This window comes from Pontixanthobacter sp. (assembly GCF_049682855.1).
In the GTDB taxonomy this organism is placed as follows: Bacteria; Pseudomonadota; Alphaproteobacteria; order Sphingomonadales; family Sphingomonadaceae; genus Pontixanthobacter.
Genome location: NZ_JBAUIK010000010.1, coordinates 1 through 14,057 on the forward strand (window position 1 = coordinate 1; position 14,057 = coordinate 14,057).

The following is a 14,057-nucleotide window of genomic DNA, read 5'->3' on the forward strand; positions in this document are numbered from 1 at the left end:
TCTGGCGGCAGAAATGGCCAACACGAAGGCAGGCAGAGGCCGCTATCTTCCAGTACATAAACGGGTTCTACAACACCCGAAGACGCCATTCATATCTGGGCGGCATCAGCCCGCTCGCATTCGAAGCAAAGGTGGCATAATGAGATCAGTGACCGGCACAAAACCGGTACAAGTCCAAAAGGACCCAAAGCGAACGAGTGCATTCCACAAAAGTCAGTGGGATTTATCCTGACATATGACGGGTGATCTTGTAGGCTGTGTTGAACCCGGGGGTTCATTTGGACCGAGGTCCATAGGCGCCCAATGCACCAAGTGCCGCGCGCCAGATTCTAGGTTTTTGAGGCGCAATAAGCTTAGTGATGTGTCGGGCATCGGAGGGGCATCAGACGACTTTGATTGTGCGCGTGGACCTGAAAGGGCCTGAAGCGATCCAAACCGGTGAAGATATCTGTGACCAGCAACTTGTGGACGATCTAGGCAGACCGAGAGCGATCTGTGCAGACGTCCAGCCGCGCTTTTAATCAGTAGGTCGCTGGTTCGAACCCAGCAGGGCTCACCACCTATTTCCTTAGCCATTTTCAGATGAGGAATAGCCGTCTGCCCGGTGGCCTCAAAGCAGCGTTGTGCTCACAATCTGTTTACCAAACGCCTTCCAGCGGTGGTTGGGAAGGGGGCGCGCGGCGCCATTTGCGCTTTCTTGTTACCGGTTCGGTTGCTGCCACCTTCGCCGCACAGTGCGATGGTGAACTGGCGGCGGCTGGAAAAGCCTTGGCATGATCACGGCTCAACCGCTGTCCTCACAACAGGAAAAACGATCAAATACTCCGGTATGACGTGTTGGAGGACTGTCATCAGTCCAGTGTGCCCGCCCACATATTGCCGCGCCGCGCGCCTGGTTCAAACGGCGCTGGGTTCCAAAGGAGCTGACGGCCGGCACGGTACGCTGCGGCCCTTACAATCACTGACCAATATATGGTTATGATACGGCATTGGCGTCCGATCATTAATGAAAGTCGCGTGACTTGGGCAGAATTCTGACATCGCGAGGGTGACGATGGCTCGGCCCAGATGTGGGTTGCCGGTGGGCGACTTTGTCTCCAAATGAAGTATCGAGCATCGGGCAATGTGTCTGCGATAGCCGATCGAGATCGCTCGTCCGATCAATGATATTGCTTGCCATTAGGTGGACTACGCCCTCCTTGCTGCGCTGAATTTCTCCTTCAATCAACATCAAGCGCGAAGCCATGACTTGTCGACGCAATCTGTTAAGATGCCGGGCCCATAGCAGCGCATTCACGATACCCGTTTCATCTTCGATGGTAATGAATATTGCATTGCCCTTACCCGGGCGTTGGCGCGTCAGGACGACCCCGGCAGTACGTATGCGAGCGCCATTTTTCGCCGAATCTGCTTCCGCACAACTCAGCACGCCTGCTGCGTGAAAACGCTCACGCAGAAATGCCATTGGATGGCCCTTAAGCGAAAGCCGTGTTGTCTGGTAATCGGCCACGACATGATCGGCAAGCGGCATCCTTGGCAGCGGGGTATCGTTTTCCTCACGCAGCTCGCGCTCCTTTACGGCGGCAAATAGGGGAAGCTCGCCCTTGGGGATGCGCCGCACGTCCCACAATGCCTGCCTGCGGTCCTGCCCGATAGAACGGAATGCGTCTGCATCGGCGAGAAGGCGTAGCGCGCGGCGCGGCAGACCGGCGCGGCGGGCCATGTCTTCGATGCTGGCGAAGCCACCTGTTTGGCGTTCCTGCAGCAGGCTCATCGCCCATTCTTTGCGAAATCCATCAATCTGGCGAAACCCGAGACGCAGTTCCAGTTGAGTATCCTGCCCGCTCTCAAGCGTGCTATCCCACTCACTTGCATTCACATCTGCCGCCCGCACGTTTCGGCCATGCGCACGCAGATCGCTGACCAGCTGTGCCGGAGCATAAAAACCCATCGGCTGCGAATTCAGCAGGGCGCAGGTGAAAATTGCGGGATGGTGGCACTTGATCCAGCTCGATATATAAACAAGCCGAGCAAAGGATAAGGCGTGGCTTTCGGGGAAGCCATAGCTGCCGAAGCCCTGGATTTGCTGATAGCACCGCTGGGCAAAGTCGCGCTGATAACCGCGCGCAACCATCCCTTCGACCATTTTCTTTTCGAATTGTTTTATCGTGCCTGCGTTGCGAAAAGTGGCCATTGCGCAGCGCAGGCGATTGGCATCTTGGGGTGAGAAATCAGCCGCAACGATAGCGAGCTTCATTGCCTGTTCCTGAAACAAAGGCACGCCTTTGGTCCGGCCCAGCACGCCAATCAGTTCGTCGGGATCATGCGGAGGATCAGGTGACGGATATTCGACCGCCTCTTCCCTGCAGCGGCGGCGCAAATAGGGATGCACCATATCGCCCTCTATCGGGCCTGGACGGACAATCGCAACCTGAATTACAAGGTCGTAAAATTCGCGCGGGCGCAGGCGCGGCAGCATGTTGATTTGCGCGCGGCTCTCGACCTGAAAAACACCGATGGAGTCGCCTTTGCACAACATGTCATAGACCTGTTCGTCTTCATGCTGGATGGTGTCGAGCTCATAATCACCAAGCCCGTGCTTGCGCATCAGATCGAAGCTCTTCTGGATACAGGTCAGCATGCCCAGAGCCAGCACATCGACCTTCATCAGCCCAAGTGCATCGATATCGTCCTTGTCCCATTCGATAAATGTACGATTTGCCATCGCCGCATTGTGAATTGGAACGATTTCATCAAGACGGCTTTGACTGAGGACATACCCACCTACATGCTGCGAGAGATGCCGAGGGAATTGCAAAATCCGGTCGACCAGCAGTTTGAGCCGGGCAATCTCAGGGTTGTTCAGATTGAAACCGTTTTCCTCGATCCGTGCATCATTCATCAATCCTGAATGGCTGCCCCACACGGTGCTGACCATGCGATCGGTCACGTCTTCGGACAGACCCAATGTTTTGCCGACTTCGCGCACTGCGCTGCGCGGCCGATAGTGAATGACCGTTGCACAGATCCCGGCGCGCTCTCGGCCATAGCGCCGGTAGACATATTGCATCACCTCTTCGCGCCGTTCATGCTCAAAATCGACATCGATATCCGGTGGCTCGGATCGTTCTTCTGACATGAAGCGCGAAAACAGGAGATTATGCCTGACCGGATCGACCGAAGTAATTTTCAGCAAGTAACAAACGATCGAATTGGCGGCTGAGCCGCGCCCTTGGCACAGAATTGGCGGGTCCTGGTCGCGCGCGAATGTAACCAGGTCATGAACGGTAAGAAAATAACAGGCATAGTTCGCTTTGCGGATCAGGGCGAATTCTTCTTCTATCATTGCCTCAGCTTTGTCGGGGATCCCCTCCGGCCAACGCTCTTCCGCTGCTTGGGAGACGAGGTGTTCGAGCCACTCCTGCGGTTGCCAGCCATCAGGTACAGGTTCGTTCGGATATTCATAACGCAGATCATCAAGAGTGAAATGGATACGCGCCAAGACATCCTGCGTGGCTGCTATCGCTGCGGGATAATCGGCAAACAGGCTGGCCATTTCTGCCGGGCCTTTCAAATGGCGTTCAGCATTTGCGGCGAGCAGCTTTCCAGCATGTGTAACTGTGATACCCTCACGGATACAGGTAAGTACATCGTATAGCTGGCGGTCCTCCGCTTCGGCATATAGCGGCTGGTTGGTAGCAAGCATAGGGATCGAGAGTTCATCGGATAGCGTTGACAGGTATGATAGTTTGCGATGATCGCGCCCCGAACGCGGCATTGTGGCACCCAGCCAAAGACTTGTCGGAGCAGCATCGCGCAAGCTGGCAACAGCAGCCTTATGAACAGCGTCCTGCGGATCGGCCATCGCGATCAATACCATGTCGCCGTAATGATCGAGCAGGTCTTGCAATTGCAGGTGACAGTCACCTTTGGATGCGCGCAGATTGCCGACTGTCAGCAGCCGTGTAAGCCGGCCCCAGCCAGAGCGCGTGGTTGGATAGGCGATTATATCCGGGGTGCCATCGACAAAGCACAGGCGTGCGCCCACAACGAGGCGGAATGTTACCGCTGCACGCTGTTTACCGGATAGCCCTTCGACTGCATCGCGCAAGGCGACATGTGCGCGGACTACACCGGCGACGCTGTTGCGATCGGCGATACCAATACCGTCCATACCCAGATTGAGTGCTTGTGCAATCATATCACTCGGGTGCGATGCACCGTGGAGGAAGGAGTAATTTGTTGCTGCGGCAAGTTCGGCGAAACGGGTCATCAGGCAAACAACCCATGAAGATACCAGTTTGGATCGTTTGTCTCTCTGCCATAGAGGCCATGACGGAAAACCCAGTATCTGCGTCCATCTGCATCCTCAACCCGGTAATAATCTCGGCTCAACTGATTGCGCCCGAGCACGTCGTTTGTATCTTTCCACCATTCTGCACAAATCCGCTCAGGCCCTTCATGGTGCACCACATCGCGTAATTTCCCCCGCCAGCGAAAGCGCCTCGGCGGGCCGTCGGGAATTTCGGCAATCACTGTGATATTCTGTGGCGGGTTGAAAAGTTGCAGCGGGCGCAAGGGCGGTTCACCTACCTTTGAAGATGGCCATTCGAAGGGGTGCGCAGCGTCAATCGCTGGCACAGCCGCCTGCACGTTTTCAGGTATATGGGTGTTTTCCGGGCGAAAACGCAGCAACCGATTCCGGCCCAGTCGAATGGCCAGAACATCAAGAGTTTCGTCAATCGGATTAGAGCGGGCTGCTGTCTGTTCGATATCCTGCTGCTGGGCGCTCAACAGCTCGCTTTGCACAATAGCAAGCTCTACACTGTCAAAGCCAAATCCAGGATCAAGTGGATCGGAGAGGCTGTCGAGCCGTTCATCGAACAAGCCGGCAACCTTGGACGCATCGCGAGTCGGTAAGCTGGTTTCAACGCACAGCCTCTGGACCCGTCCGTCTACCCGGTGAAAATACGCCTCGAACGCGCGTCCGCCGAGATCCTGTTCCGCCAAACTTGCATTCGCTTCATCCAGCAATTCGCGCAGCATTTTGAGCGCATAAGGCTTGCTGGTGATGGGTTCTGCGAAACGGCGGCGGAAAATGCTTTGCACCGGCGGCGCGCGCAGACCGATGGGTTTGGCCGCCGCACTGATCAGACGTTCGAGACGATAGACGCTCGCCGAGCCAAAGCGCGCTGCAATGACATTGCGCGGCCGGTCCATCACATCGCCAATTGTCTTGAGGCCCGCCCGGCGAAGCCCGAGATCGGCTTCTGCATCAAGCTTCAAAGCCGCCACCGGAAGCGCGCGGATTGCTTTGCCCTCATCGCTTTCTGGACCGCGATGAAAGCGGGCGAGGGCATGGGCTGCTTCCGCAGAGGAACCGCGCGCGAGGCAGGCCTCAATCCGTCTGGAACGGAGCCATTCCTGGATAATATGTGCCAGTTGCCCCTCAGTACCGGCGAGATGTATGCTGCCTGTGATATCGAGCACAATCCCATCAGGGGGCTCTACCGCGACCATCGGGGTGTATCGCATACAGCCATCCGCAATGTGGTCGAGTAATTCGGCATCGGCAAAAGCATCATGATCATGCACCACCAGATCGGGCACCAACGCTCGCGCGTCGGCAAGTTTTGTCCCGATTGCCAGACCACAATGCAGTGCCTCGCGATTAACAGCGGTCAGCCGCATTGCACCATTCTGTTTTTCGGCAAAAACGAGCGGGTGTTCGGGTGATGCGTGCAAACGGTTTGCGCGCTGTATTCTATCCGACGCCAAAAACGGGAACCACATCGCCAGGAAGCGGCGCTGGCTGATGCCCGGCATCGCACTCTGTTTGGGAGGGAGTGCGGAAAGTCCGCCCGTCACGATCCCACTCCACCAGCCAGCTTTTGCCCGATGGTCCAGCGCGCTGACGCAGCAAGGTCAGCTCCAGCATTGGATAGCCAGGCGCATTGGCCGCAAGGGGGTTTGATCGCGCCGATCGCACAGCCCAGCGCGTACAGGCGGTGCTCGGCTGCTCCGCAGCGCCAAGCCGCAGCATCACTGCTGTAACCCCGCTCCGTTTTGCGGAAAGCGTCAGACGCCGAGAAGCGGTCAAATCGAGTATGGCAGGCGAACCCCAGCATTCGATTACAACGATCCCGAAACCATCGCAGCGCAAGGCATCGGTGGCAGAGCGCAGCAGCGCCGTTTCATCAGGTGCCACCGCCATAAGCAGGGCCGATGGATCACCGCCCAGTTCGGCAAAGCCTGCCAGATTGAACCGCCCACCATTGCGGATCGCGCTGAGCGTACGCAGCCATAAAATGGTCTTGCCAGGTTCCAGACCGCATTGCGCGAGCATGACTGCAAAGCCAGCTGCAGAGCCATTATCATCAGCACTGCCCGAAAAGATTTCATGCAATTGTCCACGCTGAAAACCTCCACTGAGATAGGCATCAAGAGATAAATGGCCTGAAACGAAAAACTGTCTGCCGCCCGCTTTCTCCAGCAACCGGCCATCGGAACGCTGACCACCCGGCCATTCTTCCGCCACCCCATGACGCACAGGAAGAATGTAAGGCGAATCGCGCATATGTTCCTATTTTGTTCTATTTCAGCTTATTGTCAACTTGCAAAGGCCGGTGCAGCGTATGAAAGTGGAGGCCGAGCAGAGCGCGGCGCGGATCGTTTCATGGCAATGCATTTTTGCCGTATGCTGCACGGTAATGCGCGGTTAGGAAATCGCTTTGTAATAGTGCTCTTGCAACGTCTGCTGGCCAGTTTCCGGCGTTGCTGTGCTGTCATATTCACCGGTTGCGGGGTTCATTACCAACATCGATTCTGTCGCGTAATATCGGCCGATACGAGCATATTCGGCCTTGGCCGCAGCGCGTTTTGATAGCTTGCCGGCAATATTGAGCGCGGCGATAAGCGCGTCCATTGCGCCGACCGGTATAGTCCGGAAATGCGGTTTTCGGCCAGTGAGATCGAACAGCATATGTGCCTGCTCAAGCGGAGTGATGGCAGGGCCAGGGCCGCCAATCGGCAGAATGGCACCGCGCCGCGCGGGGTCATGCAGACAATCGGCGATATAGCGGGCGAGATCGCTATCGCTAATTGGCTTGCAGGATGTGAGCTTCCCATTGCCAAACACCAGAAAGGGTTTGCCGCGGCGAACCCGGTCAATCTGGCCCGAAAGTGACTTGAAAAAAGCTGTCGGCCTGACAATCGAATAGGCTATGCCAGAGCGGATCAACGCGCTCTCAAAAGCAAGCTTCGCATGCTGGAATTCCAGCATTGGCTTTTGCACGCAGATTGCGGACAGCAAGATGAACTGTTTGATGTCCAGCGCCTTTGCTGCGCTGAGTATTTTCAGGTTAGCGGCATAATCCACCAGCCATGCGTCGTCTGGCTCTCCGCTCCTTGAAGCGATGCAGGAAATGACGGCATCAAAGCTGTGGTTTTGAAACAGGGCTTCCAGATCGCAGTGTGTGCCGGTTATCTCAGCATAATGGTACCGGGCCTTGGCCAAGGGCGGCGGCGCTGTGGTAAACGGTTTGCGCATAACGCAGGTTACGTTATGTCCAGCTTCGATCAGTGCGGCAGCGGTCGCCCGACCGATCGTGCCGCTTGCGCCGAATAAGGCAACTTCTTTGGATGCACCCGCAGACATGGTCTGTGCCTACCATGCTGCCCGGAAGGGTCAAATGGCTGTGCCGGTTGGCAGTTTGCGCCGGGTTGTAATTGACCGGCGGGGCAGCACTGGTAAGTACGGGTTTATGGCTACCTTTCCATTTAGCGCCATCGTTGGCCAGCAGGAAATGAAATTGGCGCTGCTTGCGTCCGCTGTTGATGCACGCATTGGCGGGGTCATGATCTTTGGCGATCGCGGGACCGGCAAATCCACTGCTGCGCGCGCGCTGGCATCCACTCTTCCGCCGATCAGGACTGTCGAAGGATGCCGGTATAATTGCGAGCCCGAAACCAGCGGCACGTGCCCCGATCCCTGTACCAGCAAGCGCATACGCAAGATCGCCGTGCCTTTTGTCGATCTGCCGCTGGGTTCGACGGAAGACCGGGTGCTGGGCACGCTCGATCTGGAGAAAGCTCTGGCACGCGGCGAGAAGCGATTTGAACCAGGCCTTCTTGCCAAGGCGCATCGCGGTTTTCTGTATATTGACGAGATCAACCTGTTGGAAGATCACGTTGTTGATCTGCTGCTCGATGTGGCCGCATCGGGCGAAAACCTGGTTGAACGCGACGGGCTGAGCGTCAGACATCCGGCACGTTTCGTGTTAATCGGCAGCGGCAACCCTGAAGAGGGCGAATTGCGCCCGCAATTGCTCGACCGGTTCGGCCTGTCGGTGGATGTGCGCACACCGGATGATATTGACGAGCGGGTGGAAATTATGCGCCGCTGCGATGCGTTGGAGCGTAATCCTGATGCGTTCGCTGCCAAATGGAAAAGCGCCGATGCCAAGGTCCTGCGTCAGATTGAGCGGGCGAAAACCGGGCTGCCAAAAATAAAAACGCCCGCCAAGATACTGCGTGACACCGCAGCCCTGTGCAAAGCCGTGGGTGCAGACGGATTGCGCGGGGAACTGACTTTGATGCGCAGTGCAAGGGCGTTGGCTGCGCTGGAAAGCGCGCCGACTGTCACCCGAGAGCATTTGAAGACGATGGCGCCGCTGACTTTGCGGCATCGCTTGCGCCGCGATGTTCTGGATGAAACCGGCTCTACTGTTCGCATTGAACTGGCGCTGGCAGAGCTGTTCGGTTGATCGCGGAATATATCGCATCAAAGGCAGATGACCGGGCCATCGCGGATACCATTATGGCAGCGCGGCTGTTTATCAGCGATCCGCTGCGCTTTGGCGGCATCGTGCTGCGCGGATATGGGGTGGTGCGTGATCAGATTTTGGCGCGGATGGTGGCTGTCATTGCTGCCGACCGGCCAGTGCAGAAAATACCCATCAATGCCGATCATGAACAATTATTCGGCGGGCTGGACTTAACCCAAACGCTGGCCAGCGGCACCGCCATAAGACGGGCCGGATTGATCAAGCAAGCGGCAGGCGGCGTCGTTATTGTCCCGATGGCGGAACGGATAGAACCGGGGTTGGCCGCCGGTCTGGCGCAGGCAATGGATAACGCCGATGTGGCCATAATTTTGCTGGATGACGGGCTTGCAGATGATGACGCGCCGCCCGAGATTCTGCTCGAACGATCAGCCTTCCATTGCAATCTGGCGCAGGCGCGCTCGCTCGATTTCGATATCCCGACGCACGGCTATGCTGAAAAGCCTGTCCCCGCCTTGAGCCATGCCCAGCGCGCCGCGATTGCCGCCGCTGCTTATGCGACAGGTATTCATTCTGCCCGGCCAATCATATTTGCAGAACGCTGCGCATGCACGCTGGCGGCGCTGCAGCGGGCGGAGGCTGCTGATGACGATGACTTGCAAGCCGCAATGCGGTTGGTTCTGTCACCACGCGCCCGGTACGTGCCCGAAAGCGGTGAACAGACAGGTGAGCCCGCGCCAGACCCTCACGCCAATGAGCCGTCACAGCAGGCGGAAAATGATCGGGCCAATGATAAGGATAATACAGATGGGGAACGCGGCGAGGGCGACGTCCCGCTTGATGAACTGCTGATTGCAGCCGCGCAGGCTGCCATTCCGCCGCATATTCTTGATCAGATAAAGCGTAATGCCGTGCGCTCTTCAGGCGGCCCGTCAGGCAAGTCAGGCCAGCAGGAAAAGTCTGCCCGACGGGGGCGTCCGCGCGGTTCGGAGCCGGGTCTGCCGCGCGGCGGGCGCAAGCTCGCTCTGATTGATACGCTGCGTGCTGCAGCCCCGTGGCAGACGCTGCGGCGCCGCGAAATTTCCGGCATATCAGCGGTGCCGCAAGACCCCGGACACTCGCTGCATATTCGCAAATCGGATATCCGCATCCGCCGCTTTATCCAGAACCGCGAAAGCCTGACGATTTTTGCGGTCGATGCATCGGGATCATCGGCGTTGGCGCGGCTGGCCGAGGCGAAAGGCGCGATTGAGCTGATGCTCGCAGAAGCGCATGTGAAGCGGTCGCAAGTGGCGCTGATTGCCTTTCGTCATCACGGCGCGGACATTCTGCTTCCTGCGACCCGCTCGCTCACCCGTGCCCGCCGCGCTTTAACTGCGCTGCCTGGGGGCGGGGGCACTCCGCTTGCTGCCGGTTTGATCGAAGCACGGCTGATGGCGGATAGCGCCCACAAACGCGGGCAAACGCCCACCATTGCTGTCCTGACCGACGGCAAAGCCAATGTGACTTTGGCTGGCATGGCAAATCGGGTCACTGCGATGAACGAAGCGGAACACGCTGCCAAGGGCATCGCGGCTGCGCGCCATAATGCGATCGTGATCGACATCGCGCCGCGCCCGCGTGAAGAGGCGCAAAGCCTGGCCGCGGCGCTGCATGGCCGCTATGTCCCGTTGCCGCGTGCCAGCAGCGCCGCGATGGTCGCCGCGATTGAAAGCATTGGCGCTGATACGGTGGCTTTATGAGCCGCCGCTATCCCGATTGGAATGTCGAAGGGGCCCATTGGCCCAATCGCGAAGCCAGCCGTTTTGTGACAGCGGATGGTTATGATTGGCATGTGCAGGAAATGTCAGGCGAAAATGCGGATAAGCCGGTTTGCGTGATGATCCACGGGACGGGCGCGGCAACGCATAGTTGGCGTGATCTGATGCCGGCACTGGCCGGGCAATACCGTGTCATCGCGATGGATCTGCCAGGTCATGGTTTCACTCGCCCCAATCATGCGCGCCGCGTGACATTGCCAGCGATGAGCAGGTCGATTGGTATCTTGCTGGACGATCTAGGCGCTGTGCCTGATCTGTTGGTTGGCCATTCTGCTGGCGCGGCTATTGCATTGCAGCTGGCATTGGAAAGGCAGTGGAGCCGGCCCTGTGTGGGGCTAAATCCGGCGCTGTTGCCATTCCCCGGTATTGCCGCAAAAATCTTCCCGACTCTGGCCAAGATATTGTTTACCAACCCGTTTGTGTCGCAGATATTTGCCCGCCGCGCGCGCTATCCGGGCGAAGCGGAGCGTTTCCTTAAAAAGGCGACAGGCTCCAGGATTGATGGCGTGGGGCGTGAGGCCTATCGGTTGCTGCTGACCCGGTCCGGCCATTGTGACGGGGCGATCCGGATGATGGCCAGCTGGCAATTGGACGAGCTGGAAGCGCGACTGGGCGAAATTTCATCGCCGGTTATGCTTGTGCATGGGCGCAAAGATAGCGCGATCCCTCGTTCTGCGGTGCAGAAGGCTGGCGCGTTGATAGCCAATTGTCGTTATGAAGAGATTGCAGACGCTGGCCATCTCGCGCATGAAGAGCAACCAGAACAGATTGCCGCATTGATCACCGGGTTTGTCAAATCGATAAGAGAATAAAGGGCAGGGCATATGGAACCGACTGCATGGGATAATCTGGGCTGGGTCGAGATCATTTTTTCAGGCGCAGTGGCGCTGGGATTTGGCATTTATCAATTATGGTCGGTCAACCGCGAAATTGCCAAGGACAAAGAGCTTGCCGCAGCCAGAAAAGCCGCTGAAGCGGCCAGCGATCAGTCAGATTGATAAAGCCGGTTCGGTAATACTACTCCCTGGGCATCTTGTAAGGCAGCATGAACTGGACGACCGGATTGATCAGCCGGTCTAGCGAGATGCTTTCCTGCACTGCCGTAACGTGCCGGCCAAACATGCCCATCGACAATGCAGATCGGGCATAAAACGGCGAATCCTCCCATGTTCTGATGATCGCAGCATGCCCGCGATCCGCGCGCGTCTGGCGCTTCATGCCCCATAATGTCGGCGGTAACGGAGCGACGAGCGGCAATTCTTCCTCATGCGGCACACCGTGCTTGTCGAACCGTAATGCACTGGCGAAATGGGTGCCATCTCGCCGGTTGCCTTCATAGATCACGCCGACATCTTCGCCAGCATGGGCACGGCACCAATGCCAGTCCTTGAACCCGTCCTCGATCGGCTCGCTACCATGATTGCCGTCGAGATAGGCGCTCCCGCTCCAGCGAATATCGGGCCTATCCATTTTTACCTCGATGCGCGCACGCGGCGCAATGGTGTGCCAGCAATGCTTGCCCTTGCTATCCAGTTTGAAAGATTGCGCATTGAGCACTTCAGGCGTCAGCACAATCTGCCCTTTGACCCGCCGCCGCCACGGAATGCCAAGGCGTATGTCGCGCTCCTCAATATCGATGATCAGCCGGTCACCATTGCCATCGGATTGCCAGCGCATCGCGCTCGGTCCGATGTGCAGTTCATCGCGCATCTGTGACGTGTCCGCCGCGCTGCGCTCGGTCATGACCCAGCGAGCGCCGCGTTTGCCGTATAAAGCAATATTCAGGCAGCTGTGATCAAGCGGCATATCGCGCCCGGATTTCTTGTAATAAGGCGAGAATACACTGCCGACAAAGCCGATAATTGTCAGCCCGAATGCCCCGTCATTGCTGAGCGCGTCGACATACCACCAGCGATATCCTTGCGGCGGAACAGCGGCGTCGAAATACGGTCTGACAGCACGGCTTCGCTGGCCAGTTTCCCCGACAAGGCGGCCATCGGCACGCCCGCGCCAGGATGGGTCGCACCGCCCGCGCAATAAAGCCCAGGGATCCTCGTTCGGCAGCCGGGCCGGAGGAAGGAGGCCGCCCAGCCGTGCGACGCCCGCCCATAAAGCGCCCCGCCGGTCGCCGGGAAGCGTTTCGAGAAATCGCTCGGCGTTACGAGATGGTGTTTCAGCGGTGTGTCCAGCTCCAGCCCGCATGCGCTCAGTCGGCTCAGCATGTTTGACGTGCATTGGTCTTTCTCCTCGGCGGAATATGTATGGCGGTCGCCATTGGCAGGCGCGTTGACGATAATTTGAAAGCGCCTCTGTGTGCGCGGCGCAGCGGCTGGATCATGGTGATCCAATGAACAGACATAGGCGGTGGGGTCTTGGGGGATGCGGCCCGCTTTGATTTGTCCAAACTCGGCCGGGTAATCGCGCGAAAAGAACACATTGTGATGGTCCATCGCAAAACCCTTGGTGCAGCTTTTGGCGAGCCATACCATTGCTGACAGGGAGCGATTTTTCGGAGCCATAGGGCGGGCCGCCTTGCGTGCCGCTGCGCCAAATAATCCGGCACCCAATGCGGATGGGTCGGCATTGCAAATAACCGAGCGCGTTGCGATTGTCTCGCCGCTCTGTAAGCGTACCGCGCGCACACCTCTGCGGTCTGTGTGAATGTCCGTCGCGGTTGCGCCATAGCGGAATTGCGCTCCGCTTTGCCGTGCGACTTTCTCCAATGCGCTGGCAAGCGCGCTCATCCCGCCCTTGATCGCCCACACGCCCTGCGCCTCGACATGAGCGATCAGCATCAGTGTGGCGGGCGTATGAAACGGAGAGGAACCGCAATAGGTGGTATAGCGGCCGAATAATTGCCTCAGACGCGGATCGTCAAAATGCTCGCCCAAGACTTTCCACAAACTCTCATAGGGACGGATAGCAAGCAGAGCATTGAGCCGGTGCAGCCCGATCCGCCACATCAGGCCGGGGGGGTATGTTTTGCTGCCCTGCAGGAACGGTTTATCGAGAATGTCGAAAATCCGGCGGGCTTCGGCAGAGAAGCTGCGGAACCCGGCGGCGGCTTTGGCGCCTGCAAACTGCCCGATTGCATCGACAGTTCGTGCGTGATCGGCAAACACATCAAGATGCCCGTTATCATCCCACGCATGGCGCGCCAGAGTGTCTGCTTTGGTGAGTGTGAGGAGATCGTCAGTATTGGTGCCCGCACTGTCAAAAATCGCATCAATGACAGGCCGCATGGTAAAGACTGTCGGGCCTGCATCAATCGGCGATCCATCGACATCCAACTGGCGCACTTTCCCGCCGCCGGTCATTTCTTTTTCCAGCACGATCACCGGCACACCGCGAGCGGCTAGCAAAACCGCGCTGGTCAGCCCGCCAATACCCGCCCCAATGATGATCGTCGGTGTCTCTGTCATGCGCTGTGCGGCGGTTAAATCCCTCTCTACCA

General features: G+C 57.9%; 11 protein-coding genes. 5 read left to right on the plus strand and 6 right to left on the minus strand.

Annotated features, from left to right (window positions below):
• Nucleotides 1–140, plus strand: a 140-nt coding sequence (locus WA922_RS07170; protein ID WP_424771215.1) for an IS3 family transposase, incomplete at its 5' end; no start/stop codon positions are given.
• An 863-nt stretch (nt 141–1,003) separates the two neighbouring features.
• Here WA922_RS07170 and WA922_RS07175 read toward each other — a convergent pair.
• The 4 genes from WA922_RS07175 to WA922_RS07190 all read right to left on the minus strand — a co-directional run bounded on the left by WA922_RS07175 (nt 1,004) and on the right by WA922_RS07190 (nt 7,657).
• Entirely contained in the window at nt 1,004–4,273 is a 3,270-nt protein-coding gene (locus WA922_RS07175; protein WP_424771012.1) for an error-prone DNA polymerase, read from the minus strand.
• Nucleotides 4,273–5,826, minus strand: coding sequence for a Y-family DNA polymerase (locus WA922_RS07180; RefSeq protein ID WP_424771013.1), 1,554 nt, complete (start codon nt 5,824–5,826; stop codon nt 4,273–4,275). Before WA922_RS07180 ends, WA922_RS07175 begins: the two co-directional genes overlap by 1 nt.
• The gene (locus WA922_RS07185) at nt 5,765–6,577 is read right to left on the minus strand and encodes an ImuA family protein (protein WP_424771014.1); all 813 of its coding nucleotides are present in this window, start codon (nt 6,575–6,577) and stop codon (nt 5,765–5,767) included. The genes WA922_RS07180 and WA922_RS07185 overlap by 62 nt, the downstream gene beginning before the upstream one ends.
• Before the next feature lie 141 nt (nt 6,578–6,718).
• Nucleotides 6,719–7,657 carry an NAD(P)H-binding protein gene (locus tag WA922_RS07190; protein ID WP_424771015.1) on the minus strand — a complete coding sequence of 313 codons (939 nt, stop codon included), beginning with the start codon at nt 7,655–7,657 and terminating at the stop codon, nt 6,719–6,721.
• Nucleotides 7,658–7,763: 106 nt separating this feature from the next.
• On the opposite strand from WA922_RS07190, the gene bchI reads away from it, so the two are divergent.
• Genes bchI through WA922_RS07210 form a run of 4 tightly spaced genes read left to right on the plus strand, consistent with a single transcriptional unit; the run spans nt 7,764 to nt 11,601 of the window.
• Entirely contained in the window at nt 7,764–8,765 is a 1,002-nt protein-coding gene (gene bchI, locus WA922_RS07195) for a magnesium chelatase ATPase subunit I (RefSeq protein ID WP_424771216.1), read from the plus strand.
• A 53-nt stretch (nt 8,766–8,818) separates the two neighbouring features.
• Nucleotides 8,819–10,525: a VWA domain-containing protein gene (locus WA922_RS07200; RefSeq protein WP_424771016.1), complete on the plus strand. Its 1,707-nt coding sequence runs from the start codon at nt 8,819–8,821 to the stop codon at nt 10,523–10,525.
• Nucleotides 10,522–11,415 carry an alpha/beta fold hydrolase BchO gene (bchO, locus tag WA922_RS07205; RefSeq protein ID WP_424771017.1) on the plus strand — a complete coding sequence of 298 codons (894 nt, stop codon included), beginning with the start codon at nt 10,522–10,524 and terminating at the stop codon, nt 11,413–11,415. Before WA922_RS07200 ends, bchO begins: the two co-directional genes overlap by 4 nt.
• 12 nt (nt 11,416–11,427) lie before the next feature.
• A complete protein-coding gene (locus WA922_RS07210) occupies nt 11,428–11,601 on the plus strand; it encodes a hypothetical protein (protein WP_424771018.1) in 174 nt (57 codons plus the stop codon).
• 19 nt (nt 11,602–11,620) lie between these two features.
• Here WA922_RS07210 and WA922_RS07215 read toward each other — a convergent pair whose 3' ends face one another.
• Together WA922_RS07215 and crtD are read right to left on the minus strand one after the other, a co-directional pair.
• Nucleotides 11,621–12,409 carry a hydroxyneurosporene dehydrogenase gene (locus WA922_RS07215; protein WP_424771019.1) on the minus strand — a complete coding sequence of 263 codons (789 nt, stop codon included), beginning with the start codon at nt 12,407–12,409 and terminating at the stop codon, nt 11,621–11,623.
• A gap of 59 nt (nt 12,410–12,468) precedes the next feature.
• On the minus strand, nt 12,469–14,025 hold the full coding sequence (gene crtD, locus WA922_RS07220) for a 1-hydroxycarotenoid 3,4-desaturase CrtD (RefSeq protein WP_424771020.1): 1,557 nt from the start codon (nt 14,023–14,025) through the stop codon (nt 12,469–12,471).
• Between the last annotated feature and the right edge of the window lie 32 nt (nt 14,026–14,057).

What these genes read in the sequence shown, in the direction of transcription:
- WA922_RS07175 (WP_424771012.1), bottom strand. Translation starts at nt 4,273, where the DNA reads ATGACCCGTTTCGCCGAACTTGCCGCAGCAACAAATTACTCCTTCCTC.
- WA922_RS07180 (WP_424771013.1), bottom strand. Translation starts at nt 5,826, where the DNA reads ATGCCGGGCATCAGCCAGCGCCGCTTCCTGGCGATGTGGTTCCCGTTT.
- WA922_RS07185 (WP_424771014.1), bottom strand. Translation starts at nt 6,577, where the DNA reads ATGCGCGATTCGCCTTACATTCTTCCTGTGCGTCATGGGGTGGCGGAA.
- WA922_RS07190 (WP_424771015.1), bottom strand. Translation starts at nt 7,657, where the DNA reads ATGTCTGCGGGTGCATCCAAAGAAGTTGCCTTATTCGGCGCAAGCGGC.
- bchI (WP_424771216.1), top strand. Translation starts at nt 7,764, where the DNA reads ATGGCTACCTTTCCATTTAGCGCCATCGTTGGCCAGCAGGAAATGAAA.
- WA922_RS07200 (WP_424771016.1), top strand. Translation starts at nt 8,819, where the DNA reads ATGGCAGCGCGGCTGTTTATCAGCGATCCGCTGCGCTTTGGCGGCATC.
- bchO (WP_424771017.1), top strand. Translation starts at nt 10,522, where the DNA reads ATGAGCCGCCGCTATCCCGATTGGAATGTCGAAGGGGCCCATTGGCCC.
- WA922_RS07210 (WP_424771018.1), top strand. Translation starts at nt 11,428, where the DNA reads ATGGAACCGACTGCATGGGATAATCTGGGCTGGGTCGAGATCATTTTT.
- WA922_RS07215 (WP_424771019.1), bottom strand. Translation starts at nt 12,409, where the DNA reads ATGCCGCTTGATCACAGCTGCCTGAATATTGCTTTATACGGCAAACGC.
- crtD (WP_424771020.1), bottom strand. Translation starts at nt 14,025, where the DNA reads ATGACAGAGACACCGACGATCATCATTGGGGCGGGTATTGGCGGGCTG.